Annotated in this window: 21 protein-coding genes; 8 read left to right on the top strand and 13 right to left on the bottom strand. The window is 63.8% G+C overall.

Going from position 1 to position 24,630, the window contains the following annotated elements; genetic code table 11:
• The first annotated feature begins 109 nt into the window (after positions 1-109).
• Positions 110-868: an IclR family transcriptional regulator gene (locus tag NUH88_RS17970; RefSeq protein ID WP_257767827.1), complete on the top strand. Its 759-nt coding sequence runs from the start codon at positions 110-112 to the stop codon at positions 866-868.
• A gap of 22 nt (positions 869-890) precedes the next feature.
• On the opposite strand, the gene NUH88_RS17965 is transcribed toward NUH88_RS17970, so the two are convergent.
• Positions 891-1,601, bottom strand: a complete 711-nt coding sequence (locus tag NUH88_RS17965; RefSeq protein WP_257767825.1) for a class I SAM-dependent methyltransferase — start codon at positions 1,599-1,601, stop codon at positions 891-893.
• A gap of 338 nt (positions 1,602-1,939) precedes the next feature.
• Here NUH88_RS17965 and amt point away from each other — a divergent pair, with 338 nt between their 5' ends.
• Positions 1,940-4,003: an ammonium transporter gene (amt, locus tag NUH88_RS17960; protein ID WP_257767823.1), complete on the top strand. Its 2,064-nt coding sequence runs from the start codon at positions 1,940-1,942 to the stop codon at positions 4,001-4,003.
• Between the two features lie 12 nt (positions 4,004-4,015).
• Here amt and NUH88_RS17955 read toward each other — a convergent pair whose 3' ends face one another.
• Entirely contained in the window at positions 4,016-4,846 is an 831-nt protein-coding gene (locus tag NUH88_RS17955; protein WP_257767822.1) for an amidohydrolase family protein, read from the bottom strand.
• 111 nt (positions 4,847-4,957) lie between these two features.
• Between NUH88_RS17955 and NUH88_RS17950 the strand changes: the two genes are divergently transcribed.
• Positions 4,958-5,455, top strand: a complete 498-nt coding sequence (locus NUH88_RS17950; RefSeq protein WP_257767821.1) for a RidA family protein — start codon at positions 4,958-4,960, stop codon at positions 5,453-5,455.
• A gap of 16 nt (positions 5,456-5,471) precedes the next feature.
• Here the strand turns inward: NUH88_RS17950 and NUH88_RS17945 are convergent, their stop codons facing one another.
• From NUH88_RS17945 to NUH88_RS17935, 3 genes are all read right to left on the bottom strand, one after another.
• A complete protein-coding gene (locus NUH88_RS17945) occupies positions 5,472-5,966 on the bottom strand; it encodes a cupin domain-containing protein (RefSeq protein WP_257767820.1) in 495 nt (164 codons plus the stop codon).
• Between the two features lie 22 nt (positions 5,967-5,988).
• On the bottom strand, positions 5,989-7,371 hold the full coding sequence (locus tag NUH88_RS17940; protein WP_257772254.1) for an aminotransferase family protein: 1,383 nt from the start codon (positions 7,369-7,371) through the stop codon (positions 5,989-5,991).
• A gap of 187 nt (positions 7,372-7,558) precedes the next feature.
• The gene (locus tag NUH88_RS17935) at positions 7,559-9,556 is read right to left on the bottom strand and encodes a DEAD/DEAH box helicase (RefSeq protein ID WP_257767819.1); all 1,998 of its coding nucleotides are present in this window, start codon (positions 9,554-9,556) and stop codon (positions 7,559-7,561) included.
• Between the two features lie 206 nt (positions 9,557-9,762).
• Between NUH88_RS17935 and NUH88_RS17930 the strand changes: the two genes are divergently transcribed.
• Positions 9,763-10,248, top strand: coding sequence for an NUDIX hydrolase (locus NUH88_RS17930; protein ID WP_257767818.1), 486 nt, complete (start codon positions 9,763-9,765; stop codon positions 10,246-10,248).
• On the opposite strand, the gene NUH88_RS17925 is transcribed toward NUH88_RS17930, so the two are convergent.
• Positions 10,187-11,680, bottom strand: coding sequence for an inorganic phosphate transporter (locus tag NUH88_RS17925; protein WP_257767817.1), 1,494 nt, complete (start codon positions 11,678-11,680; stop codon positions 10,187-10,189). The genes NUH88_RS17930 and NUH88_RS17925 overlap by 62 nt on opposite strands.
• A gap of 268 nt (positions 11,681-11,948) precedes the next feature.
• Between NUH88_RS17925 and NUH88_RS17920 the strand changes: the two genes are divergently transcribed.
• From NUH88_RS17920 to NUH88_RS17905, 4 genes are all read left to right on the top strand, one after another.
• On the top strand, positions 11,949-12,551 hold the full coding sequence (locus tag NUH88_RS17920) for a glutathione S-transferase family protein (RefSeq protein WP_257767816.1): 603 nt from the start codon (positions 11,949-11,951) through the stop codon (positions 12,549-12,551).
• A gap of 53 nt (positions 12,552-12,604) precedes the next feature.
• A complete protein-coding gene (locus NUH88_RS17915) occupies positions 12,605-14,407 on the top strand; it encodes a thiamine pyrophosphate-binding protein (RefSeq protein ID WP_257767815.1) in 1,803 nt (600 codons plus the stop codon).
• A gap of 4 nt (positions 14,408-14,411) precedes the next feature.
• Complete coding sequence (locus NUH88_RS17910) at positions 14,412-15,116, top strand: GntR family transcriptional regulator (protein ID WP_257767814.1); 705 nt, start codon at positions 14,412-14,414, stop codon at positions 15,114-15,116.
• A gap of 82 nt (positions 15,117-15,198) precedes the next feature.
• On the top strand, positions 15,199-16,524 hold the full coding sequence (locus NUH88_RS17905; RefSeq protein ID WP_257767813.1) for a ferredoxin reductase family protein: 1,326 nt from the start codon (positions 15,199-15,201) through the stop codon (positions 16,522-16,524).
• Between the two features lie 130 nt (positions 16,525-16,654).
• Here the strand turns inward: NUH88_RS17905 and NUH88_RS17900 are convergent, their stop codons facing one another.
• The 7 genes from NUH88_RS17900 to NUH88_RS17870 all read right to left on the bottom strand — a co-directional run bounded on the left by NUH88_RS17900 (position 16,655) and on the right by NUH88_RS17870 (position 24,583).
• Positions 16,655-18,391 (bottom strand): 2-hydroxyacyl-CoA lyase, encoded by a 1,737-nt coding sequence (locus NUH88_RS17900; RefSeq protein ID WP_257767812.1) that lies wholly within the window; start codon positions 18,389-18,391, stop codon positions 16,655-16,657.
• Between the two features lie 28 nt (positions 18,392-18,419).
• Positions 18,420-19,979, bottom strand: coding sequence for a class I adenylate-forming enzyme family protein (locus tag NUH88_RS17895; RefSeq protein WP_257767811.1), 1,560 nt, complete (start codon positions 19,977-19,979; stop codon positions 18,420-18,422).
• Positions 19,897-20,664 (bottom strand): GntR family transcriptional regulator, encoded by a 768-nt coding sequence (locus NUH88_RS17890; protein WP_257767810.1) that lies wholly within the window; start codon positions 20,662-20,664, stop codon positions 19,897-19,899. The genes NUH88_RS17895 and NUH88_RS17890 overlap by 83 nt, the downstream gene beginning before the upstream one ends.
• Positions 20,665-20,773: 109 nt before the next feature.
• Positions 20,774-22,069 (bottom strand): NAD(P)/FAD-dependent oxidoreductase, encoded by a 1,296-nt coding sequence (locus NUH88_RS17885; RefSeq protein ID WP_257767809.1) that lies wholly within the window; start codon positions 22,067-22,069, stop codon positions 20,774-20,776.
• Between the two features lies 1 nt (position 22,070).
• Positions 22,071-22,832 carry a DUF1028 domain-containing protein gene (locus tag NUH88_RS17880; RefSeq protein WP_257767808.1) on the bottom strand — a complete coding sequence of 254 codons (762 nt, stop codon included), beginning with the start codon at positions 22,830-22,832 and terminating at the stop codon, positions 22,071-22,073.
• A 129-nt stretch (positions 22,833-22,961) separates the two neighbouring features.
• Positions 22,962-23,741: an ABC transporter permease gene (locus tag NUH88_RS17875; RefSeq protein WP_257767807.1), complete on the bottom strand. Its 780-nt coding sequence runs from the start codon at positions 23,739-23,741 to the stop codon at positions 22,962-22,964.
• Positions 23,741-24,583 (bottom strand): ABC transporter permease, encoded by an 843-nt coding sequence (locus NUH88_RS17870; protein ID WP_257767806.1) that lies wholly within the window; start codon positions 24,581-24,583, stop codon positions 23,741-23,743. Before NUH88_RS17870 ends, NUH88_RS17875 begins: the two co-directional genes overlap by 1 nt.
• Positions 24,584-24,630 lie beyond the last annotated feature (47 nt).

Genomic DNA, 24,630 nt, shown 5'->3' with positions numbered 1-24,630 from the left:
GAAGGTGGCGACGAGGTCGCGTGCACGTCCGATCCTTTTCTCGTTTCCTCATCCCCGGGAGACAAATGTCTTCGGCGCCATGTCAAAATCGACCGAAAAAAACGCTCCCATGTCCGAGGGGAAACGCCCGGGCACCATCCAGTCCGTATCGATCGCCGTGCGCTTTCTCAGGGTTCTTGCGAACGCCGAAGAACCTCTCGCCCTGGCAGAACTCGCCCGCAGGACCGACTCCGGGCGCTCAACCGCGCATCGCTATCTGCAAAGCCTGGTCAAGGAAGGCCTCGCGACCCAGGACCCGGCGAGCGGATTCTACGACCTCGGGCCGACAGCGCTGAGCGTCGGGATCGCCGCACTCAAGCGCACGGACGCCGTCGAGATCGCGGCCCAGCATATGAAAGACCTCGCGGCGCGGGTCGCCGCCAGCACCGGCGTCGCCATCTGGACCGAACGCGGACCGACATTGGTGCGCTGGTACCGTAGCGCCTATTTCTCGATCAGCTCTGTCGGTCTCGGAGACATTCTGCCGGTCGACAATTCCGCTTGCGGGCTTGTTTTCCAGGCTTTTCTACCGGTCAGCCAGATCGAAGAGGCAAGACGCCTGCAGCCCCGTGCCTTTCGCGGCAAACGACCAACGGAAGACGCACTGCAAAACATCCGCACAACCTTCCGGGCAGAATTCACAAGCCATCTCCTGCCGGATATCACCGGTCAGGCGGTTCCGGTATTCGACGCGCAGCAGGAGATTGCATGCGTCATGACCACCGTCACCAATCTCGGTCAAATTGGCAGTCCGGAAGACAGGGACGCTTTATTCGAGGCGGCCAAGGCAGTCGCGCGCGAGACCGGCGGCCTCGCCTTTCGGGCGTGATCTAGATTATCGCACTCAATCCCTAGAGACGTACGCGGTTGACCCAGCCGATGCGGTGGAACCTCTGGTCGAACCGGCGATCGGACAGCGGCGTGATGAGGCGCTGGAGTTTCAGAAACTCAAAAAGCTGGCGGAGCTTCCAGTCGTGTGTGTCGTCGAGGACGAACAGGCAACTCTGATCAGCCATGGAGAGGCTTACAGCCGCATCGATCGTCGGCCGGATGCCCATATGATAACCGTCCACATGGAGGAGATCGAACGGTCCGGTCACACCTGCCGCACCCAGATTGGTCATGATTTCCAGCGAATCGCCCGGAACCAGACGAACCCTGCCGGGGAAATGCTCCTCGAGGACCGCGAAGCACTTCCGGGTATACCCGTGATCGCAGATATCGACCGCAGTTACTTTCAGCTCCTTGTTCGCCAGCAACATGATCAGGGTCGATATCCCCGCATTGAAGCCGATTTCGAGAACATTGCGGCGATCAGCGGCCAATGCATGAAGCCCCAATGCCTTGGGGTAGATCGTCCTGGCGGGCTCGAAGTCGCTGTGATGGCGGTGCAGAAGGTCGCCCTCAATGGGCTCACCGGTTTCGAGCACGACCTGACGCAAGGCATCGAGAATGTGCTGCGCCTCGGCAAGCCGCCCCTCAAAGACCTCGCGGCTCGGCCCCTCCCCCGGATAGGGCAACCCGATAAACCGGTCTGGCAGGGCCAGAACCGCGTTCAGCAAACGGAACGCGGTTTGGACAATAAAACGCCGTGAAATGTCTCAACTCCCGCCAAGATGCCTGTTTAAGCGGTCGGAATATAAAACCTCTGGCATGTCGTTCAATTCGAAAACAAACATCCTGCGCGGATTGATCCTTCGAGCGACGATACTCACGCCATTTGACTGGTGGCCGCCGCCGCGGATGGGCCTTGCGGCCCGCCAGATTCATCTAACTGCTAATTTCCCCTTTAAACATTACTGGCGAATTGGTTTCATTCATCCAGTATGGTTAATGTGCTACTCCCCTTCCGCAGGGAAGGTTCCTTCCTGTCCTTGAGGTTTCCGGGCTAGGCAACTGCATGAATCTTGACGTTCTCTGGGTCCTGTTCTGCGCGGGTCTCGTTTTTGTTATGCAGCCCGGCTTTGCCTGCCTGGAGAGCGGGCTCGCCCGGTCCAAGAACAGCATCAATGTCGCTACCAAGAACGTTGCGGACTTTATCGTCTGTACCGTCTTCTATTTCCTGTTCGGTTTCGGCCTCATGTTCGGTCAGAGCCAGAGCGGGTTGTTCGGCTGGAGCTTCATGCTCTTCAACGAAATCGATGCAGAACTCGTCGCCTTCTTCATGTACCAGCTCATGTTCTGCGGCACCGCGGCGACCATCATCTCGGGCGCCGTCGCGGAGCGCATGTCCTTCAATGCCTATCTCGCCGTCTCCGCCCTCGTCTCCGTGCTGATCTATCCGCTCTTCGGTCATTGGGCCTGGGGCGGCGCGGTGGCCGACGGCATTGGCTGGCTGCAATCGATCGGATTCGTCGACTTCGCCGGGGGAACGGTTGTCCATTCTCTCGCCGGGTGGGTCGGACTTGCCGCAGTGATCATCATCGGACCGCGGATCGGCCGCACGCGTGCCGACCGGAGTCCGTTCAGAAGCCACAGCCTGCCGCTCGCCACGCTTGGCATGTTCCTGATCTGGTTCGGCTGGATCGGCTTCAACGGCGGCAGCCTGCTGACGGCGGACGAGCGGGTTCCCCTCGTCGTGCTCAATACGATGGTCGCGGGTTCCATGGGCGGCTTCGGCGCCGTTCTGTTCGGCTATTTCACGGATCGGCGCGTCAACGTGACCGACCTCATCTGCGGCTGCCTTGCCGGACTTGTCGCGATCACGCCGACCGCTCATTGCGTAACCCTGATCAGCGCAGTCATTCTGAGCCTGATCGGCAGCATTCTCTGCCTGCTCAGCGCGCGGCTGATTGCGCGGATGGGGATCGACGACGCGGTCAGTGCCTTTCCGGTGCACACGGTTGCCGGCGCCTGGGGCACGCTCAGCGTCGCGCTCTTCGGAGATCTGGAACTGATCGGAACGGGCCTGACCCGTTTGGAACAGCTCGGCGTCCAGGCCCTCGGTATCCTGGTCGCGATGGTCTGGGCTTTCGCCTTCGGCTATGTCCTGCTCCGCATCTTGAACCACTTTCTGCCAATGCGGGTGCCGGAAGACTGGGAGCGGATGGGTCTCAACGTCTCCGAGCACGGCGAGTCGACAGACCAGTTCGAACTCCTGCGCTCGATGGAGCAGCACCGCAAGACCGGAGAATTCGAGAGCCCGATCTTCGTCGAACCGGACTCGGAGGTCGGCGATATCGCTCGGCAGTACAATCTGGTCCTGAAACGGCTTTCGGAAGCGAAAGCGGAGGCGGAACAGGCCAATGCCGCCAAATCCAAGTTCCTCGCCTCGATGAGCCACGAGCTCAGGACGCCGCTGAACGCCATCATCGGCTTTTCCGAGATGATGACGCGAAAATATTTCGGCGAACTGGGGTCCGAGAAGTACGAGGATTATGCCAACGAGATCTACAACAGCAGCCATCACCTGCTCGATCTCGTGAACGGCGTCCTGAATATCTCCACGATCGAGTCCGGCGACTACTCGCTCGACAAGTCGATAATCGATCTGAAGACCATCGCGCGCGAGAGCGCCCGCGTTGCAAGCCAGTCGGCGCGGGAGAAGAAGCTGAAGCTCGTCGTGCTCGGAGACGACAAGGCCCCGAACCTGGAGGCCGATGCCAGGGCGATGCGCCAGATCATTCTCAACCTGATCTCCAACGCCATCCGGCATACGCCGGACGGCGGCACCATCACCGTCGAGATCAATGCAACGGAGGATCAACATCGGCTCTCCGTGCGTGATACCGGCGAGGGGATCGCGCCGGAATGGCTGCCGCGCCTGACCGAACCGTTCACCACCACGGCCTCAAGCCCCTATCTCGCGGAAGGTGGTGCCGGTCTAGGCCTTTCCATCGTCAAGATGCTTGTCCATCTGCATGGCGGCACGCTGGATATAGAGAGCGAGGTCGGTAAAGGCACCGAAGTCAAAATCGTGTTGCCGAACGGTACGCCGGCGTCGACCATCGAGGCTGCCGACTGACCATTGCCGCAGTCAGCGGCGCACCGGCCAGCCCCACCAGTCCCGCACCGCCCCGCCCATGACCCGCACGAGGTCTTCGCCGCGGAGCCACGGCATCTCCTCGGTGAACATCGTCACGCATTCGGTCCAGGAGCACGGCATCTTCGAGATGTCCGTCCCCCAGAACATCCGGTCCGGACCGAAGGCATCGAAAACCTGCCGGACATAGGCTTGCATCTTTGGATAGGGATAAGTCTCGGCTGAGTAACCAGGCGCGCCCGTCACCTTGACCGCGACGTTCGGCAACCGCGCGAGCCTCAGGAGCTCCGGCATGTGGACCATCGCGGCGTCATCCTTGAGCGTCGTGTTGCCGCCCCTGCCGCCAAGGTGATCAATGCTAAGGCGGAGCTCCGGATGGCGCGCGGCGATCTCCCCGAGCAGCCCGAGCGAGTCGGTCGCCAGAACGGTCACCGGAATGCCATGCCGCTCGGCCGCCTGCCAGAACCAGCCCAGCTCGTTCTCATGCAGGCGCCGCTTGTCCTCACCTTCCAGGAACATGCACCGCAGACCGAGCATGCCGGGCCGGCTACGCCAGACCGCCATTTCCGCCAGGCTCTCCTCCGGCCGGCCGAGATCGACGGCGCCGATAATGGCGAAGCGCCCGGGATAGGACCGGACGGCCTCTATCGCGAGTTCTGTCGAATTCGGATCCCAGGAGGGCGGATGTATGACGGCGGCATCGACCTCCGCCTCGTCCATCAGCGCGATCGCCTCCGCAGCCGTGAATGAGGTGATCTGCCAATGCGCCATGTTGCTCGGCAGCCCGGTGCTCCAGATGTGAATCTGGGCGTCGACGATCTCCATGCTTCCTCCCAATGCGGCCGTTTGAACGCGGCTCGTCTTCTTCTCACCCTAGCGCGCGCACCGCGGCACGGTAAGCTGGCAAGATGGGAATGTTTGATTGGAGGTGCCGGGATGAGTTCTAAAGTTTTGGCCAAGCTTGCGGAGATGGGGCTCTCTCTGCCGCCCTATCGCGGCGCGCGGGGGAACTTCCTGCCCTGGCGGCGTGACGGTGATTTGGTCTTTCTCGCGGGACAGACCTGCGACTGGGGAACCGATATCACCCATACCGGCCCGGTGATCGCGCCAGGTCAGACACCGCCCAGCGCCGGTCCGCATGTCACGGTCGAAGAGGGCCGGAAAGCGGCGGAGGTCTGCGCCCTCAATCTTCTCTATCACCTGCAGGATGCATGCGGCGGAGATCTGGACAGGGTGCAAACCGTCATGCGGCTCGGCGGCTTCGTGAATTGCCTGCCTGGCTTCGACAGCTCGCCAGAGGTGATCAACGGAGCATCGGAGCTGCTGATCGCACTCTATGGGGACGCAGGGCGGCATGCCCGCACCGCGGTCGGCGTCTCCGGCCTGCCCGGAAACGCCTCCGTCGAGGTGGACGCGATCGTCGAGATCGCGTGAGGGCGACCGCCCCTCTTTACGTCTCGCCGCGGTGGATGGGGTCGACCCACTTGACCGCTTCCGGCTTCTCCACCGGATCGATCTCCAGATTGACCACGACATTCTCATTGTCGCTGCGCACGAGCACGCAATCGAGCGGCTCGTCCGTCGAGGCATTGATCTCCTGATGCGGCACATAGGGCGGAACGAAGATGAAATCGCCCGGCCCCGCTTCGGCCACGAACTCAAGATTGTTGCCCCAGCGCATGCGGGCGCGGCCGCTGACGACATAGATCACGCTCTCCAGCGCGCCGTGATGATGGGCGCCGGTTTTCGCGTTCGGATGGATCTTCACCGTCCCGGCCCAGAGCTTCTGGGCGCCGGCCCGCGCGGTGGTGATCGCGGCCGCCCGATTCATCCCCGGCGTCTGGGCCGTGTTGGCATCCAGACTGTCTCCGGGGATGACCTGCACCCCCTGGGTCTTCCAGTCTATCTCGCCGTCCTGCGAATGATCGTGCTCGTGATCGCTCACGCCTGTTCCTCCCGTCCCGATCTCAGCTGCCGGATCCGAAGACGGCTGTCAGCGCGTTGTCGATCGCATCGGTGATCTGGTCGATATCCGACTTCGACGCGATCAGCGCCGGCGAGAGGCAGAGCGTGTTGTTGAAGCCCGGCAGGGAGCGGTTGGTGACGCCGATGATCACACCTTCGGCGTTGCAGTGGCCGACCACGGCCTGGGCCTTGATCTCGTCCACCGGCTCCTTGGTCTCGCGGTCGGTGACCAGCTCGGCGCCCCAGAAAAGGCCTTTGCCGCGCACATCGCCAATCACCGGATGCTTGTCCATCAGCGCGAGCAGGTTCTGCTCGAGCCGCGCGCCCATGGCCTTGGTGTTCTCCAGCAGCTTCTCGTCCTCGATGATGCGCATGTTCTCCAGCGCCGCCGCCGGGCCGGAGGTGCAGCCGCCGAAGGTCGAGATGTCGCGGAAATAGCTCAACGGATCGGAGGCATCGTCCTTGAAGAGGTTGAAGACCTCTTCCGTGGTCACGGTGCAGGAAATCGCCGCGTAGCCGGAGGCAACGCCCTTAGCCATGGTGACGATATCCGGCTTGATGCCGTAATTCTGGTAACCGAACCACTCGCCGGTCCGGCCGACACCGCACACCACCTCGTCGAGGATCAGCAGGATCTCGTACTTCTTGCAGATCTCCTGAACCCGCTCCCAGTAGCCTTCCGGCGGAGTGATGACACCGCCGCCGGCGGTGATGGTCTCAAGGCAGAGGCCGCCGATAGTGTCCGGTCCCTCGCGCAGGATCACTTCCTCGATCGCGTCCGCGGCACGCTCGCCGTAATTCTCCGTCACACCGTACTGGTTACGGTATTCGAGGCAGTGCGGCACCTCGACGAAGCCCGGCGTGAACGGGCCGTAATGCGCCTGGCGCTGCGGCTGGCCGGCCGCCGAGAGGGTGGTGATGGTGGTGCCGTGATAATCCCGCTCGCGATAGAGGATCTTGGACTTCTTGCCGCCATGGTGCCGCGCGGAGATCTGGCGCACCATCTTGAAAGCCTTCTCGTTCGCCTCCGAACCGGAGTTGGAGTAATAGACGCGGGTCATACCCGGCATCTTGGAGATCAGGCGCTCGGAGAAGCGAGCCGCCGGAACCGAGCCGAGGGCGCCGGCGAAATAGTTCATCTTCACCAGCTGCTCGCGCACGGCGTCGGCGATGGTGTCCCGGCCGTAGCCAACATTCACCGTCCAGACGCCGCCGGAAACAGCGTCAAGATGCTCTTTGCCGTTGATGTCCCAGACACGGATGCCCTTGCCTTCGACAATGATCTTCGGATCGGCCGTCTCGAACATCTTGTGTTGCATCAGGTGATGCCAGACATGCGCCTTATCGGAGGCGACGACGTCGGAAAGATCGTTTTCGAATTGCATGGTGCTCACGGCGCGTGTCTCCCAAACCTGATAATCGCGAAGCAAGAGCCACTTGGGGCCGGTCCGTGCCAATGGCGAACGGCGGCCCGGTGGAAGGCAAGACCCGACTCAAAGCACAGATAGAGCGCGAGCGCCACCATGACATTGTATCGATCGGTAGGTTCCGCGCGGCGGCGCACTCCCGCGGTCAGTCGACCCAGGACGCCTTGGGTTTCGACTGTCCTTTTCGGTGAGTCTTCTTCGGCTTGCCCGCCCCGCGCTTTCCTTCGCCGCGATTGCCGTCCCCATGCTTCGGATTACCGGCATTGCCCTTGGCGAATTTCCCACCCGGTTTGCCGCCGCTTCCTTTCGACTTTTTGTTCTTGTCGAACTTCCGCGGCTTGCCGTCGAGATCGGGCACCTCCGTCGCGACCGCGTCGGGACGCGCCGTTGCCCGCCCCCGCTCGGACTGATCCTGCTTCCTCCCCTTGTCCCATTTCCGGACCGGCGCACGGTCGCCGGTTTCCTGATCCTGTCTGGAACGCCTATCCGCTCTGGGTTTCCTGGGGGCACGCTGCTCCACGATGTCTTCGAGCATCTCCGGACCACCGGCAAACCGGTCGACCGTGATTGACTTCTCGACCTTCCGGCTCGGTCCAACTGCTTCGAGGAACGACTCGGCCGCCGCCGGAAGCATCTCGACGTAGGTCTCGTTCTCCTGAATCTTGATCCTGCCGACATCCGCCTTGGTGATGTTGCCGGTGCGGATCAGCATAGGCAGAATCCATCGCGCCTCGGCACGATGGCTGCGGCCGACCGAGAGGCGGAGCCAGACCCCGTTCTCGAAATCCTGCCGTGTCTTGCGGGGACTTTCCCGACGCTTGTCGTCCGACGGTCCGTCGATCAGGTCCTCCGGGGCAGCAAGTCCGGCCATCTGCTTACGCAGGAACGCGATCGCGACCGCCTCCGCATCGTGTTTCGCAAGCAGCTCGGTCGCGAAGGCGCGCTCTTCCTCGGTCGTCTCGCCGCCGAGGTCCGGATCTTCCAGGATGCGCTTGCGGTCCAGCGCGAGGATCTCGTCCGCGGACGGCGGCTTGCCCCAGGTCGCCGTGACATTGGCGAAGCCCAGCAGACGCTCGGTCTTGCGGCGCATCGAATAGGGCACGATCAGGGTGGAGACGCCCTTGCGCCCCGCCCGTCCTGTCCGCCCGCTCCGGTGCAGCAGGGATTCCTGATTCTTCGGCAGATCCGCGTGGATCACCAGTTCCAAGTTCGGCAGATCGATGCCGCGGGCGGCGACATCGGTCGCCACGCAAACCTTCGCCCGCCCGTCCCTAAGTGCTTGCAGCGCGTAGGTGCGCGCGCTCTGGTTCAGCTCGCCGGAGAGCGCCACCACCGGGATCCCCCGATTGGTGAAGCGGCTGGTCAGGTGGGCGACGGTCGCACGGGTGCTGCAGAAGACGATCGCCGACGGCGCATCGGTATGACGCAACACGTTGATGATCGCGTTTTCCCTGTCGCTCGGGGCGCAGAGCAGCGCGCGATACTCGATATCGCCGTGCTGGCGCTTTTCCCCCGCAGTGGTGATACGAACGGCATCGCGCTGGTAGCGCTGAGCAAGCGTGACAATGGGTTTCGCAACGGTAGCCGAGAACATCAGCGTCCGGCGCTCTTCCGGCGCGGCACCGAGGATGAATTCCAGATCCTCTCGGAAACCGAGATGCAGCATCTCGTCCGCCTCGTCGAGCACGACGACCTTCATCTGCGAGAGATCGAGCGCGCCGCGCTCGATATGGTCCCGCAGGCGCCCCGGCGTGCCGACGACGATATGCGCGCCGCGCTCCAAGGCCCAGCGCTCGCGCCGCGGATCCATACCGCCGACGCAGGAGGTCACGGAGGCGCCGGTGAATTCGTAAAGCCATTCCAGCTCGCGCTGTACCTGCATGGCAAGTTCGCGGGTCGGCGCCACGGCGAGCGCCACCGGCGCTTCGAGCCGCCCGAAACGACCGTCCTCATCCAGCAGGGTCGGCGCCATGGCGAGACCGAACGCCACGGTCTTCCCCGACCCGGTCTGCGCCGAGACCAGGGCATCCGCGCCTTCCATCTCGGCGCCGAGCACCGCCTGCTGCACCGGGGTCAGCGCCTCGTAACCGCGCTTCGCCAATGCCTTACCGAGCGCCGGAACAACGCCTTCGATTTCCGTCATGTCTTTTCTTTCGGAAAAATCCGCGATCGGCCGGCAGCAATTTCCTCGCCGGACAGGATCAGCGGTGCCGCGCTTTCAGCGCGAGGTCAAAATCAGTGGCGCGCAACATAGTGATGCGGGACCGGAATGTACAGCTTTCCGAGCAACCGCCCCCCAGCCTCGAAACTGGCCACTTACTCCCGATCCGTTTAGTTTGGAACGATCACATGGCCAAGGAAACAGACATGCACCGCGTTGGGATCATCCCGTTCGATATCAGAGACGATCTGATCGCCGTCCTGTTCGTCACCTCGCAGACGCGCGGCCGCTGGATCTTGCCGAAAGGTAAGCGGAAGAAAGCCGAGACCCAGACAGAGACCTGTTTCCGCGAAGGCCTCGAGGAAGCCGGCGTGAAGGGCGAGGTTCTGAAGGACTTTCCCATGACACAGGTCATCACCAAGCAGACCGATGCCGGCAAGGTAGAGATTCCAGTAACCTACTACCCATTTCTCGTCACCGAGCAACTGGACGAATGGCCGGAAAAGGCACTTCGCCAGCGCCATTGGGCCCTACTTGAAGATGCCCCGCGCGTCGCCTACCGCGAGGACTATCTTCCCGTACTGGAGCAGTTCAAGGCACTGAGCCAATGGATCAGAGAGACCGCAAAAGAGCATAAACGCCAGCAGCAAGAAGAGCTGATGCCGGCACAGTGACGATCCAGGCCGCCGCGATCGACAAAACGAAATTCCGGCGCACGAGCCGCCGGACAGAGCGGTAGTCCTTGCTGTTAAAGGCATCTTCCGCGGTCTCGTTCAGCTTGTGGCCTGGACGGACTTTCCGTTTGTTCGGGTTCTCGAGAAACTCCCGGAGGAACCCGACGCCGAAGACCGCGCCGACCGCGATATGCGTCGAGCTGACAGGCAGGCCGAGCGTCGTCGCAATCAAAACCGTGATCGCGGCGGAGAGCGCAACGCAATAGGAACGCGGTGAGTTCAGGCGGGTGATCTTCTCTCCGACGACCGCGATGAGCTTGGGCCCGAACAGTCCGAGGCCGAAGGCGATCCCGAAGGCGCCGATCGCCATGACCCAGAGCGGAATCGTCACCTTGCTCTCGATCCCGGCACCCTCGCCCGCGGTCGAGACGATGGCCGCCAGCGGCCCCACCGCGTTCGCGACATCGTTCGCCCCGTGCGCGAAGGACAGGAGCGCGGCACCTGCGATCAACGGAACATCGAACAGCCGATAGACGTCCTTGCGGCTGTTCGTCAGAGAGAGAACGCGCCGGGCGATATATGGTCTGGACAAGAAATACGCGATCAGGAAAGCCGCGACGGCGTAAAGGACGATCTCCACCAGCGACGGATGCCAGATCTTCTTCAGCCCCTTCATCGCCATATAGGCCGCGAAGGCACAGGCCATCAGCCCGATCATGACAGGGACCCAGGTCTTGGCCGCCGACAGCCTGTCCTCGACGAACAGAATCTTTTTCTTGATGACGAACAGGATCGCTGCCGCGCAGAGCGCCCCGAAGACCGGAGAGATCACCCAACTTGCGGCAATCGCCCCCATCGTCGTCCAGTTCACCAGTCCGAAACCGGCCGCCGCGATCCCGGCGCCGAGCACGCCGCCGACGATGGAATGGGTGGTGGAAACCGGAGCGTTCAGGATAGTCGCGAGATTGATCCAGAGCGCCGCCGCGAACAATGCGGCCAGCATCAGATCCCGAAACTCTCCGACCGTGACGCTTCCACCGGGAGAGATAATGCCTTTGGAGACGGTCTTCACCACGTCGCCGCCCGCCAGCAAAGCGCCGGCGCTCTCGCAAACGGCCGCGATCAGGATCGCCCCGGCGACGGTCAATACCCGCCCGCCGACGGCAGGGCCCATATTGTTCGCAACATCGTTGGCGCCGATGTTCAGAGCCATGTAACCACCGACGACCGCCGCGATGGCGACGATTAGCCAATCCTCGCCGAGGGATTCCTGCGTGCTCCCGACATAAATCCCGACTACCGCCAGAAAGACGACGGAGAGACCGAGCGGCACCGTGACGCTCTTGAGAAGGCCTGTTTGCGATTGGACGAAACTGAACCGGCGCAGGTCGTTGACGTAGCGGTTCTCGGTCTTACGAGGTGTGGAGGACACTTTTGCGATGACCCATGCGTCTTTGATGACGGTTTTTACTCTTCGGCAAAGGCGTCCGGGCTTGCCCCATCCGGCGACCCGCCGATGCATGTTCGCCCGAAACCTCTCGGTTCTCGCGGACGGCAGATCCCGTCTTCGTTCCCGAGCGGCAATCTGCTGCCGGTTTCCTAACACTGTCGGAATGACAACGGAAACTGTTTCCAAGTGGATTGTATACTGACATACTGACATACCAATCGAACATATCAGGCCCTCGGATGGCTTTCGAATGAAACTCTTTATGGTCGGCGCTTCTCCCTATGCGCGGAAAGTCCGGGCGGTTGGCGTAACGCTGGGACTGACAGACGGAATCGAGATCGTCATCGCCAATCCGCATGAACGCCCGGCGGAGCTGCTGCGGCACAACCCGCTCTCCAAGGTCCCGACCCTCGTCGCGGATGACGGTGAAGCCATCGTCGACAGTCTCTCGATCTGCGAATATCTGTGCTCTCTGGTCGAAGGGCAGACAGTGCTCCCTGTCTCACCCGGTCCCGAACGCCGCCGGATACTGTTCCGTCACGACCTCGCACACGGTGTGATGGATTGCGGCGTCGTCCGGCGCGTCGAGAGCCTGAAGGCCGAAGAGCCGGACCGCATGGACTGGATGGCGCGGCAAGTCGCCACCATCGGCCGGGTGCTGGACTGGTTCGAAGCCTCCGACGCGCTCCACGGGCCGATGACACTCGACCGGCTGACCCTCGCCTCCGCCCTTGGTTTTCTCGACTTCCGTTTCCCGGACGACGGCTGGCGCAACAGCCGCCCACGTCTCTCCGACTGGTACGCCGAGGCTGCGAAATTGCCGGCGCTCGCCGAAACCGAACCCTTTGCATAACCCGACAACGGCGCGCGGACACAAGCGCGCGGTAAATCAAGGAGGCACGCCCCATGGCTGAGAAGAACACCCTCGACGGCGGTCAGATGATCGTCGACTACCTCGTTAAGAACAAAGTCCCCTACGCCTTCGGGCTCTGCGGGCACGGCAATATCGGCTTCATCGACGCGCTCTATGAGCGGCAGGGCGACATCAAGACGATCTCCGTGCACCATGAGTCGGTCTCCGGCTTCATGGCGGACGTCTATTATCGCGTCTCCGGCCAGCCGACCGCGACCTTCACCTCCTGCGGTCCGGGCTCGGCCAACATGCCGATCGCGCTCGGCAACGCCTTCCTCGACAGCGTGCCTTTCCTCGCCGTGACCGGGAACGTGCCGACCAACCAGTTCAACCGCGGCGCCTTCCAGGAACTCTACCGCCACCATCAGGCGGACTTCCCCTCCACCGTCCGCGCCTATTGCAAGCGGGTCTACCAGCCGACCCGGGGCGAGCAGATGCCGCTGACCATCCGCGAAGCGTGGAAGACCATGGTGACCGGCCGCCCCGGTCCGGTCGTGCTCGACGTGCCGTTCGACATCTTCAAGGAAGACACCGGCGCCGAGACGCCAGACCCGCGCGGCTGGGTCGAGAACATCTCCTGCAAGCCCGGCGCCGGTCCGGAAGGCGTCGAAAAGGCGGCGAAACTGCTGATGGAGGCGAAGCGCCCGGTGATCTTCGTCGGCTCCGGCTGCCGCTTCGGCGAAGCCTCGAAGCGTCTGCTCGAACTCGCCGAGAAGTACCAGATCCCGGTCGCCGCCTCGGCCTCCGGTCTCGGCGCGATCCCGGCGGAGCACCGCCTCGCGCTCGGTCTCGTCGCCCGCAACGGCATATACCAGGCCAACAAGGCGACCCGCCAGGCGGACGTGATCCTCGCCATGGGCGTGCGTTTCGACGACCGTACCTCGTCGAGCTGGATCCCCGGCTATTCCTTCAACATCCCGCCGACCAAGCTGATCCATGTCGATATCGACCCGGAGGAGATCGGCCGCAACTACCCGGTCGAGCTCGGCCTGATGGCGGACACCACAACCTTCATGGGCCAACTCCTGCACACGCTCGAAAGCTACGAGAGCGGCGCGAACGCGGCGCGCAAGGAATGGCTCGCCAATATTGACGGCTGGCGCAAGGAGTGGGACGAGTTCACCGCGCCCGGCTTCAAGGACCCCGCCTCCCCGATCAACCCACAGCGCGCCGCCCGCGAGATCGACCTCGCGATGCCGGAAGACGCGATCATGGTCTCCGACATCGGCATCCACCACAACTGGCTGATCCAGTACTGCAAGCCGAAGCGGCCGGACAGCCTGATCGGCTGCATGGGCTTCGGGCCGATGGGCTTCGGCGTTGCCGGTGTGCTCGGCGCGAAACTCGCGGCCCCGGACCGGCCCTGCGTCGCGGTGGTCGGCGACGGCGCCTTCTTCATGCACAACACGGTGCTGGGGACCGCCGTCGAGTACAACATCCCGGTCGTCTGGGTGGTCTGGAACAACTACGCCTACGCTTCCATCCGGGGCCTGCAGCGCGGCTTTCTCGACGGTCGCGAACTGGCGACGGACTTCAAGCATCCGGAGACCGGCATGCCCTACAATCCGGACTTCGCGGCCATGGCCCGGAGCTGCGGCGTCGAGGGCGTCTCGATCGACCGGCCGGAGGATCTCGGCGCTGCGATCCAGCAGGGGATCGCGGCCAACCGGCCTTACGTCATTGACGCCAACATCGGTGCCGAGGCAAACCCGGGGGGCGCCGGGATCTGGGAACTGCCGGGCCTCGGCCGCTCCAACCCGATGTTCGGCGGCCGTCACGAGATACACGGAGCCTGAACCCATGTCTTTCGAACGCTTGGCCGAACGCCCTCCACTTCCGCTCGCGACGCTGGTCACCAACCGGCTGCGTCAGGAAATCGTGGAGGGCGGCTTCGAATTCGGCGAGGCGCTTTCGGAAGCCAAGATCGCCAAACGTTACGACGTCTCGCGGACCCCGGTCCGCGAGGCTTTCGCGCGGCTCGAACTGGAGGAACTGCTCCGCACCGAGCCACAGTCCGGAACCTATGTCTTCACCATGGACCGCGCCCAGTTCGCTCTGATCAGCGAAACCCGCTCCATCCTCGAAGGTGCGGCACTCCGCTTTGCGTTCGAGCGGAACCCGGAGGAATTGGTCACGCGTTGGACGGAGATCGTCCACGCCCTGCACCAGGCGGCCGAGAACGGCGACAAGCAGGCCTATTCCGCAGCTGACGGCGCCTTCCACGACACGCTGTTCGAGCTCGCGGACAATCCCTATCTCGAGGCCGCGCGCCGTCCTTTTGCCGCGCGCCTCGCCGCGATCCGCAACCGGCTCGGGCTATCGCCCGGCCATGTCGCGAAATCCCGTGCTGAACATGCGGAACTGCTGCGCCTTGTCTCCGGCGCCTTCATCGGCGAAGCACTCTCCCTGCTGCACCATCACATTACGGAGAAAGGCGCGGATTTCTGGTCGATTCCCGAAGCCGCCCCCCGCCGGAAATGGGAAAAACTCCTCGCCGGAAGCTGAAAACGGGCGACATTTCCAAGTAACACCGGATCTATATAAACTTACCGTTCGCGGTCTCGACCGGTTCAAGGGGGCGATCCAAATGCCGGCACTGTTTCTGCTGCTCGCCTACCTTGTCGTGGTGCTGGCGCCGCTCGCATTTGCCTGGACATCTGGGATGCCGGCCCGCCCCTTCCTCGACGAGCTCTCGACGGGGCTGGCCTTGGTCGCATTCGCCGCAATGCTGGTCGAGTTCGTCCTCTCCGGGCGCTTCCGAGCGATCTCAAACCGGATCGGTATGGACGTGACGATGCGGTTCCACCAGCTGTTCGCGCGCTCCGTCGTCGTGCTCGTGCTCCTGCATCCGTTTCTCTACACGACCCCGATCATGGCCTACCCGCCGCCCTGGGACGTGACGGCGCAGGGATTTCTAGGACTAGAGATGGAGTCCCTGATAACAGGACTGCTCGCCTGGATCCTGCTCATCGTCATCGTGGTGACGGCGATCGGACGCGATGCCCTGCCCTACAGCTACGAGACCTGGCGCCTCGGCCACGGGATGGGGTCGGTGCTGCTTGCCGGGTTCAGCACCCATCACGCCCTTGAGGCCGGCCGCTATAGCAGTCATGAAGCACTCTCGACCTTCTGGCTGATTCTTCTCGGACTGTCTGCCGCCTCTCTGCTCTATGTCTATCTGGTTTCGCCGCTGCTTCGGCTGCGCTCTCCCTACAAGGTCCGGTCGGTTCGGCGCATCGCAGAACGCACCTGGGAGCTGGCAATCGCACCCGCGGACGGGAAGCCGCTCTCGTTCGAGGCCGGACAGTTCGTCTGGCTCAACATTGGCCCGTCACCGTTCTCGCTGCGTGAGAACCCGTTCTCAATCAGCTCCGCGCCCGCGAGCGGGGACAGGGTCGAGTTCTTGATCAAGGAAGTTGGCGATTTCACCCGCTCGCTCGGGACGATACAGCCTGGCGCACGCGCCTGGATTGACGGACCGCATGGCAGCCTCGCCATTCCGGGCCCGGACGCTCCGGGCATCGGGCTGATCGCCGGCGGCGTCGGCGTTGCGCCGTTGCTCAGCATCCTGCGCGAGATGAGGGCAACCGGCGACAGGCGTCCGGTCGCCTTGCTCTACGGCAACCGGACAGAAACCCAGATCGCCTATCGGGAGGAACTTGAACAACTGGAAGCCGAGCCGAATGTCACTGTCCGGCACGTGCTGTCCGAGCCCCCGGCCGGCTGGCAGGGCTTTGTCGGCGGCGTGAATACCGAAACCACCGCGGCCACCTTCGACCGGTTCGACGATGCGAACCGGTGGACCTATCTGCTCTGCGGCCCGCCCGGGATGATCGACAGCGCGGAAACGGCACTGGTTGAGCGGGGCGTGCCTTCCGGGTCGATCCTCTCCGAGCGCTTCGTCTACGATTGAGGACCCGCCGATGACACACAAAACAAAACTGCTCGCCATCTGGTGGTCTATCAACGCGGCAGCGCTGCTCACCGCGATCGCCTTCGCATCGCGATGAGCAACGGACGAATCTTTCCCGACCTGTCCCGGTTCAGATGGCTTCGCCGCGGCGGCGGCGTTCGGCGTCGTCCCAGGCTGTGAGCGCCTGGTAGTCCGGGACGAAGCCGAGCCCTTTCTGCGCATCCGACGAGACCGCGTCCTGCGAGGTCACAACATCGACCACGGCCGGTGCGTTCTTCAGCGCGCGCTCAAGCGCGGCCGGCAGGTCCGCCGGATCCTCGACGCGCTCGCCATGGGCGCCGAAGGCCCGCGCCATAGCGGCATAATCCGCATGCTGCAGCGTAGTACCGACGACGCGCCCGCCATAGTTCGCTTCCTGGTCAAAGCGCTCAATGTTCCAGGCCGCATTGTTGGAGACGATGAAGACGGCCTTTGCCCCGTGCCGGACCGCGCTGTCGACCTCCATCGCGTTGAGCCCGAAGGCGCCGTCGCCATTCACCGAGATCACTTGGCGGCCCGGCTCCGCCAGCGCGGCGGCGACCGCGTAAGGCACGCCGACGCCGAGGCAACCGAAAGCACCTGCATCCATGTAGGTCGTCGCCGAGAGCCCGACCCGGGCGAAGCTCAGCAGATCGCCGCCATCGGCCACGGCGAGATACTTGGGATCGGCGACCTTGCGGATCGCGTCGAAGATCGCCATCGGATGGATCTTGCCGTCCTTGCCTTTGGTCGGACCGGTCCCGGACGCGCTCTTCACGATCCGTTCCCGGTGCTTCGATCGGAGACCTTCGAGCCAAGCCGCATCCCGCGCACCCGCATCGTTGCCGAGCGCGTCCGTCAGCGCATCGAGCGCGAGGCCCACGTCCGCGAGGATCTCCGGCTGACCGCGGCGGTTGTCATAGAGTTCGCCCGCATTGTCGGCGATGCGCAGGAAGGTCGCGTCGGGAAAGATCGCGGGCGAGCCGAAGGCGACCTGGTAGTCGAGCTTGCGCCCGAGGGTGATGACGAGATCGGCCTGCGCCATCGCCGCGGCGCGTACCGCGCCGACGACGGAGGGATGATCAGACGGAACGAGGCCCCTGCTCTCCTGGGTGTCGAGATAGAGCGCGTCGGCGGCATCGAGGAAGCGGACCAGCTCGTCGCCGGCCCAGCGCGCACCGCGACCGCTGATCACCAGCGGACGGCGGGCGGCACGGATCGCCTCCACGGCCTCCTCGACCCGATCCGCGACAGGGGCCGGGCGGCGCGGCGGTTTCGGCTCCATCCAGTCGGCCGGGATCAGGTTCTCCGGCACATGGGCGCGGAGCACGTCGGTCGGGATCTCGATATAGACCGGCCCCGGCTCGCCCCTGTCTCCCATCGCAGAGGAGATCGCCTCGTCCAGCTCACGGATCACCTGGTCCGCCACCCGGGCGGTGCGGGAATAGCGAGTCACGGGACGCAGGATGTCGGTATGCGGAATGTCCTGCAGCGGGCCCATGTTGGCCTGCGGACGGGAGGTACAGCCGCCGATCAGCAGCACCGGCATGCGGGCGAGCGAGGCATTCGCCATCGCCGTCACCGTGTTGGTGACCCCCGGCCCCGCCGTCACCATGGCGACGCCAAGCGTGCCGGTCAGCTCCGCATGGGCATGGGCCATATGCACAGCCGCCGCCTCGTGGCGCACATCGTAGACCTTGAGGCCGTTCCGCGTCGCATGGTCCCAGATCGGCTGGATATGCCCGCCCTGCAGGCCGAAGAAACGGTCGATCCCGCGTTCCTTCAACAGGCGCGCGATCCAGGCGGCGACGCTGAGCGTGTCGGCATTCAGGTCTTGGACGTCGGTCATTCGAATTCTCCCTTGAAGCCCGTTCGGGTCAGTTGTTCGAGGCGCGGACGGCGAGCAGTTCGCGCAGCACGCCGTGCTGGATCTTTCCGGTGGCGGTGCGCGGCATTTCCTCCGCGCCGATGAAGGTGACGGTGCGCGGACGCTTGTAGCCCGCGAGTTTCCCGCGCGACCATTCGACAAGGGTTTCGGAGGTCACCGAAGCGCCATCGCGCAGCACAACCGCGGCCTCGACCCGTTCGCCCCAGCGCTCGTCCGGCCGGCCGACCACGGCGACGTCCCGCACGTCCGGATGCTGCACCAGAATCGCCTCGACCTCTGTCGGATAGATGTTCTCGCCGCCGGAGATGATCATGTTCTTCTTGCGGTCGATCAGGCGGATGAAGCCGTCCGGCTCGCGCAGCGCCACGTCGCCGACCGAGAGATAGTCGCCGCGAAAGGCTTCCGCCGTCTTGTCCGGCCGGTTCCAGTAGCCGTCGAAGACATAGGGCCCGCAGCTGAAAAGCTCACCCGGCATTCCGTCCGGCACCTCGTTACCCTCGTCATCGAGCAGGCGGATCGGCAGGGAGCCGACGACCTCGCGTCCGACCGAGCCCAGATGATCGAACTGCTCGTCCGGATGCAGCATCGTCACCCAGCCCGCCTCGGTCGAACCATAGAGTTCGAAGAGGCCCGAGTTCGGGAACATTTCCATCACCCGCCGCTTGGTCTCGACCCGCGCCGGTGCGGAGGAGATCATCAGCTTTTCCATCCGCCGGAGATCGCCGGCTTTGTGCTGAAGGTCGAGCAACATCTCGTAGTGGGTCGGGACGAGAGAGGTGAAGCTCGCGCCGGTCTCGGACAAAGCCCTAAGACAGCGTTCGGCATCGAAGCTCCTGCGAGAGAAGACACTGGTTGCCGCGCCGCAATGCAGGAACGAGGAAAAGAAATAAAGCGAGTTGGCATGGCACATCGGCATCACCAGCATCGCTTCGTCGTTACGCCCGAGCCCGAGCTCGACCGCCGTCATCAGAGCGAGATTGCCGATCCCCTCATGCCCGCGGATCGCCCCTTTCGGGTTCCCCGTGGTGCCGGAGGTGTACATCAGGCACCAGGGATCGGCGGGCGCGACATCAATCTCCGGCTCCGTCGAAGCCCCGGCGGCGATCAGGTCCTCGTAGCCGCGCCATCCGGCAGGCGTCGCGCAGCCGCCGAAATGGATAAAGCGCCCGTCCGCCAGTTCGAGGTCGCCTCGAATTTCGTCGATTGAGTCATGCAGTTCCTGTTCGGCAATCACCGCCGAAACGGAACAATCCTGCAGAATGAAGCGGATTTCAGACGCCACCAGCCGGAAATTCACCGGCACAGCAACAAGGCCGGCCTTGGCCGCGGCGGCATAGATCTCCAGCCACTCGACCCGGTTCCATGCGAGCACGCCCAAACGGTCTCCTTTCGAAAGACCGAGCCCCAGCAGGGCATTGGCAAGACGGCACGCGCGCTCGTTCCAGAGCGCGAAGCTCATCTCCCTTTCAAGATCGCGACCGCCGATCCGTCCCGGCTGCAGGCGTGCCTGAGCCGAGAGCATCTGGCCGATATTCGGCATTGGTGTCATGGGGCGTTCCCTCCGTCCGCGCCTTCTCGAGGGCGCTTGCCAGCAATTCGCAGGCGTTCTGAACGTGATCGACGGCCAGCCTTTCGGCGGCAGCTCCGTCTCCGGCAAGCACCGCCTCCAGAATGGCGCCGTGCTGGCTCCAGATCGTTTCCGGCCGCTCGGCCTGCCGCAGCACGTCGACCATCGCACGGCGCAGGAAGCGCCAGTGCGGCTCGGCCGTGCTCGCCAGCATCGGGTTGCCGGCGGCCGCATAGAGCATGAAATGGAAGGCATCGTCCTGGCGCATCAGCGCAACCGAATTACCGGCCGCCGCTGCCTGCTCGGCCGCCTCCTGCTGCATTGCGCCTTTTGCCCTCAGCGATGCTGCGAGCGCCGGATCGGCGAACGTCCGGGCGGCGGCCTGTTTCGCCGCCCAGCCGTCGAGCGCGGCACGGATACCGTAGTGCTGCCGCATCCGCTCGGGGTCGAGCGGCGCGACGAAAAGGCCGCGCCTGCCCAGCTCTTCGACCATGCCGTCCGCCTTCAGCCGCGACATCACCTGCTGGATCGGCTGCCGCGAGACCCCGAAGCGGGCCGCGAGCTTTTCCTGCACGAGATGAGTGCCTGCTGCCAAACGGCCGGCACAGATTTCCTCAACGAGCGCGTCGTAGATCTGGTCCGTCAGATTGGGAGCGATTTCGAGCATCGTTCCATGCCAGCCATATTGAACTCTGAATTCAGAGTTCAATATGGCGACAAAACCGAGGAGTCAATCGCCAACGCACAACGTGGGAAATCAGATCAGGCCGCCCGGATCAGACCCGGTTGCACAGATCCCGCGCGTCCTGCCAGGCCCACCAGCGGGTCATCATCTCCGCCGCGAAACGGGAGAAAGGCTTGAACGGCACCTTATTGAAAGCGAGATCGTCAAACGCCGTCTCGCCATCCGGTTGCCCGAGAATGCGCCGGGCGAGCTTCGCGCCGAAATAGACACTACGCGTCACGCCCGAGCCGCAATAGCCGCCTGCGAGCCACACGCCGTCCTCGAATCCGAGATGGGGGGCATGATCCGGCGTATAGGCGACATCACCTGACCAGGCATGGCTGATGCCGATATCTGCAAGCTGCGGGAACACGCGTGCGATTGCCGTCTTGGTCGCTGCGGCGCGCTCCTCCGCAGCGCATCCCGGGCTGCCCATTCGGCCTCCGAAAATGAAGCGCTTGCCGTCGGAGGTGGGGCGAAACCACATGAATATCCTGCCGGACTCGCCGAACATCCGGCCTTTCGGGGAGAGCTCCGCCATCAGGTCCGCCGGGATCTCCTCGGTCGCGACCGCGCCGGTCTCGATCTGCACGACGCGACTGTGCATGGCCTCGGTCCGCCTGTCGGCATAGGCGTTGGTCGCGACGACAACCTCGCCTGCACGGACGACCGTATCACCGCACCGCAGTTCGCTCGCCTCCCCGTCGCGCCGGATACCCGTCACCGGGCATTCCGGGAACATCAGCACGCCCGCCTCCGCCGCCTTCGCCGCCAGAGACACCACGAGCTTGCGTGGCTGGATGCCGCCGTCGCGCAGATAAACCACGCCGCCTCGGTAGAAATCGCTGCCGATCTCGGCGCGCTGACCGGCCCGGGAGACCATCTCGAACGGCAGGCCGACCGCCTTATTCAGCCGCTCGCATTCCCGTGCCGTCGCATCGTAATCGGCCTCGGTGCGCGCGCCCCGGAACCGGCCGCGCATGTGCAAGTCGCAATCAAGCTTCTCTTCGGCAACGAAAGCCTCGAAATGATCGAGCGCATTCATCCCCTCCTGCATGATCGCGTAGGCTTTTTTCTCACCGTACTTCGCGATAAGCCCGGTCATGCCGAGTTTGTGGAAGCTCGGCCCAACCATGCCGCCATTGCGAGACGAGCATCCGTGGCCGATCTTGCCCGCCTCGAAGAGGGCAACGGAGCGCCCGCCGCGGGCCAGGTGGATCGCGGTCGCGAGCCCGGTGAAGCCGGCTCCTACGACCGCGACATCGACCTGACGCGGAAGGTCCGCGACGGGGACAACAGGATCCGGCGCGCCGGCCTCGTTCCAGTAGATCGCGTCGCGTACCGCCATGTCAGTCCCTCAGGGTCCAGCTTTCCCGGTTGCGCGCCGTCGGGAAGCGGTCCTCAAGCCCGAGTTCCTCAATACGCGCGATGCTCGCCTCGAATAGGTTGCGCATGATCGGCATCGTGTCTGGCCGGAGCGCGACATTGCGGATGGTCTCCTCGCGGTCCTTGTAAGCCTCGTATAGCGCACGCAAGTCGACGACCGCGTCCGCCTCGGAGATGTCGATCCGCAGATCGTAGGTGTCGATCTTGTAATCGCCGGAAACCTTGAGCGCGGCGGAGCGGAGCGGCCCAAGGATCTCGCCGCCGGCATCCCGCCCGGCCTCAAGAGCCCGCGTCAGCTTTTCGGCAAGCGGCAGGTCCGGTTCCCTGTTGAAAGCCTCCGCCATCCGCTGCGGAACCTCGGGATTGGCCAGAATGTTGCCGAGCGCGAGACAATTACGCCCAACCGTATGAGCATAGATCGAATACATCCGCCGGCCGTGATAAACAGCCGCCCGCCCCTCGCTGTCGAGCGCGCCGATCTGCCGCCACTCGATATCGTCGGTCGAGGCACAGACCTTCGATACCACCCGGTCCGCGGACTCGCCCTCGGCAAGCAGGGAGATCCCGAGATCCCCGAGCCGGCTGTCGGTGCGGTGCTGGGAGAGCATGGCGCCTCGCCCATGGGCAAGCCTTACGCAGCGGGACCCGACGGCAAGGTCGGAAGTGGTGATCGCCGCTCCGTAGGCACCGGTGCGCTCGCAACGGCCAATGATCGAAAACGTCATGTATCCCCCCAGTTTCCTTCCGGACCGGTCCCGCCGGCGACGAGAGCATGCCCCGGCGCACTCTTGATGCGCTGCGGATCCAGCCCGGGAAGCATTGATTGCGGCCGACCTAACACGGATCGATGCCCGTCATGCGGTTTTTCGGCGCAGTGCGACGATTGCGGTCGCGACGAGCGAAATTATGACCAGGAAGGTCGAGACTGAGGCGATCGTCGGGTCGATATTTTCCTGGATACCTTCCCAGATAACCTTCGGCAGTGTGTTGACGCGCCGCACGGTGAGGAACAGCACGCCGACAATCTCGTCAAAGCTGACGATGAAGGCGAAGACCGCGCCCGTCAGCATGCCGGGACGGACCGCCGGCACGATGACCTCGACCACCGTCTGCCAGACCGACGCGCCGAGGCTGCGGGCGGCCTGCGGAATGCGCGGATCGAGATTCGCGAGCGCAGCGAAGACGGAGATCGAGACATAGGGCAGCGCCAGCAGGGTATGCGCCAGGATGACCCCGAAATAGGTATCGATCAGGTCCAACTTCACCCAGAAGCGGTAGAAGCCGAGCGACTGCACAACCGGCGGCACGAGGATCGGCGTGATCAGCACCCAGCGCGCGATGGTCGCGGCGCGGCTGGAAATGAACCAGCAGCCGATCGAAAAGGCGGTGCCGAGCACGGTCGCGGCGGCGGCGACGGCAAGCCCGACCCAGATACTGGTCCAGGTCGCGTGCAGCCATTCCGGAGAGGTGAAATAGGATTCGTAATGCTGCAGCGAGAGGTGCTCTTTCGGCATCCCGATATAGCTGGTGTCGGTCAGCGAGACCGGAACGACCACGAGCAGCGGCAGCACCAGGAAGGCGAGGACGAGCCAGGCCCCGGTATTGAAGAAGATGCGGAAGGCGGAGATCTTCATCAGTGACGGTCCAGCAGCGCGGATTTGAGGTTCATGAAACGCGCCGCCACCAAAAGGACCAGCGCGGTCGCGACCAGCAGGGCGACCGAAAGCGCGGAGCCGAGGCCCCAGGCGAGGAATTCCTGGATCTGGTAGGTGATGTATTCCGAGATCATCAGCACACGGCCGCCGCCGAGCAGCGCCGGGGTGACGAAGAAACCGAGCGAGAGAACGAAGACCAGCAGCGCGCCGGAGAAGACACCGGGCAGGGTCTGCGGGAAATAGACCGAGCGGAAGGCGGTCCACTCGCTGGCGCCGAGCCCGCGCGCCGCGTCCGTATAGGACGGCGAGATGCCGCGCATGTTGGCGAGCATCGGCAGTACGGCGAAGGGCAGCATCACATGGATCATCGACACCAGCACGCCGAACTCGTTATGCATCAGGCGGAGCGGGCGGGTGATCAGCTCAAGATCGCGCAACGTGTCATTCACGAGACCGGAGCGGCCGAGCAGCACGATCCAGCTGAAGGAGCGGATCAGCACCGAGACCCAGAATGGCAGCAGCACGAGCGCGACCATCAGCGGGGTCACGCGGCTGGCGAAATTGGAAATCGTATAGGCGACGATATAGCCAAGCAGAAGGCAGCCGACCGTCGTGATCGCCGCAACACGGAAAGTCAGGATAAAGCTGGTCTTGACCGCGTTCGATTCCGTCATCTTCACGTAATTGCCGAAGCCGAGATCGGGCTCGGTGACGGAAATCTCCCAGATGCCGAGCACTGGAAGAATGTAGAAGACGATCATGATAGCCAGCGCGGGCAGCACCAGCATCCAGTAGCGGGCCTTGTCGGTCAGACGGGGCATATCGTTTCCGGTCGCGGAGAAAATGGTGGGGCGGGACGGCAGCGAGG

Origin of the sequence: Nisaea acidiphila, from assembly GCF_024662015.1 — a bacterium.
Classification (GTDB): Bacteria; Pseudomonadota; Alphaproteobacteria; order Thalassobaculales; family Thalassobaculaceae; genus Nisaea; species Nisaea acidiphila.
Note: the sequence above shows the minus strand (reverse complement) of the source record. Positions and strands in the feature narration are given on the sequence as shown.

Excerpts from the sequence above, each read along its gene's own strand:
- NUH88_RS17970 (WP_257767827.1), top strand. The coding sequence starts at position 110 with ATGTCCGAGGGGAAACGCCCGGGCACCATCCAGTCCGTATCGATCGCC.
- amt (WP_257767823.1), top strand. The coding sequence starts at position 1,940 with ATGAATCTTGACGTTCTCTGGGTCCTGTTCTGCGCGGGTCTCGTTTTT.
- NUH88_RS17955 (WP_257767822.1), bottom strand. The coding sequence starts at position 4,846 with ATGGAGATCGTCGACGCCCAGATTCACATCTGGAGCACCGGGCTGCCG.
- NUH88_RS17950 (WP_257767821.1), top strand. The coding sequence starts at position 4,958 with ATGAGTTCTAAAGTTTTGGCCAAGCTTGCGGAGATGGGGCTCTCTCTG.
- NUH88_RS17940 (WP_257772254.1), bottom strand. The coding sequence starts at position 7,371 with ATGCAATTCGAAAACGATCTTTCCGACGTCGTCGCCTCCGATAAGGCG.
- NUH88_RS17935 (WP_257767819.1), bottom strand. The coding sequence starts at position 9,556 with ATGACGGAAATCGAAGGCGTTGTTCCGGCGCTCGGTAAGGCATTGGCG.
- NUH88_RS17930 (WP_257767818.1), top strand. The coding sequence starts at position 9,763 with ATGGCCAAGGAAACAGACATGCACCGCGTTGGGATCATCCCGTTCGAT.
- NUH88_RS17920 (WP_257767816.1), top strand. The coding sequence starts at position 11,949 with ATGAAACTCTTTATGGTCGGCGCTTCTCCCTATGCGCGGAAAGTCCGG.
- NUH88_RS17915 (WP_257767815.1), top strand. The coding sequence starts at position 12,605 with ATGGCTGAGAAGAACACCCTCGACGGCGGTCAGATGATCGTCGACTAC.
- NUH88_RS17910 (WP_257767814.1), top strand. The coding sequence starts at position 14,412 with ATGTCTTTCGAACGCTTGGCCGAACGCCCTCCACTTCCGCTCGCGACG.
- NUH88_RS17905 (WP_257767813.1), top strand. The coding sequence starts at position 15,199 with ATGCCGGCACTGTTTCTGCTGCTCGCCTACCTTGTCGTGGTGCTGGCG.
- NUH88_RS17900 (WP_257767812.1), bottom strand. The coding sequence starts at position 18,391 with ATGACCGACGTCCAAGACCTGAATGCCGACACGCTCAGCGTCGCCGCC.
- NUH88_RS17895 (WP_257767811.1), bottom strand. The coding sequence starts at position 19,979 with ATGACACCAATGCCGAATATCGGCCAGATGCTCTCGGCTCAGGCACGC.
- NUH88_RS17890 (WP_257767810.1), bottom strand. The coding sequence starts at position 20,664 with ATGCTCGAAATCGCTCCCAATCTGACGGACCAGATCTACGACGCGCTC.
- NUH88_RS17885 (WP_257767809.1), bottom strand. The coding sequence starts at position 22,069 with ATGGCGGTACGCGACGCGATCTACTGGAACGAGGCCGGCGCGCCGGAT.
- NUH88_RS17880 (WP_257767808.1), bottom strand. The coding sequence starts at position 22,832 with ATGACGTTTTCGATCATTGGCCGTTGCGAGCGCACCGGTGCCTACGGA.
- NUH88_RS17875 (WP_257767807.1), bottom strand. The coding sequence starts at position 23,741 with ATGAAGATCTCCGCCTTCCGCATCTTCTTCAATACCGGGGCCTGGCTC.
- NUH88_RS17870 (WP_257767806.1), bottom strand. The coding sequence starts at position 24,583 with ATGCCCCGTCTGACCGACAAGGCCCGCTACTGGATGCTGGTGCTGCCC.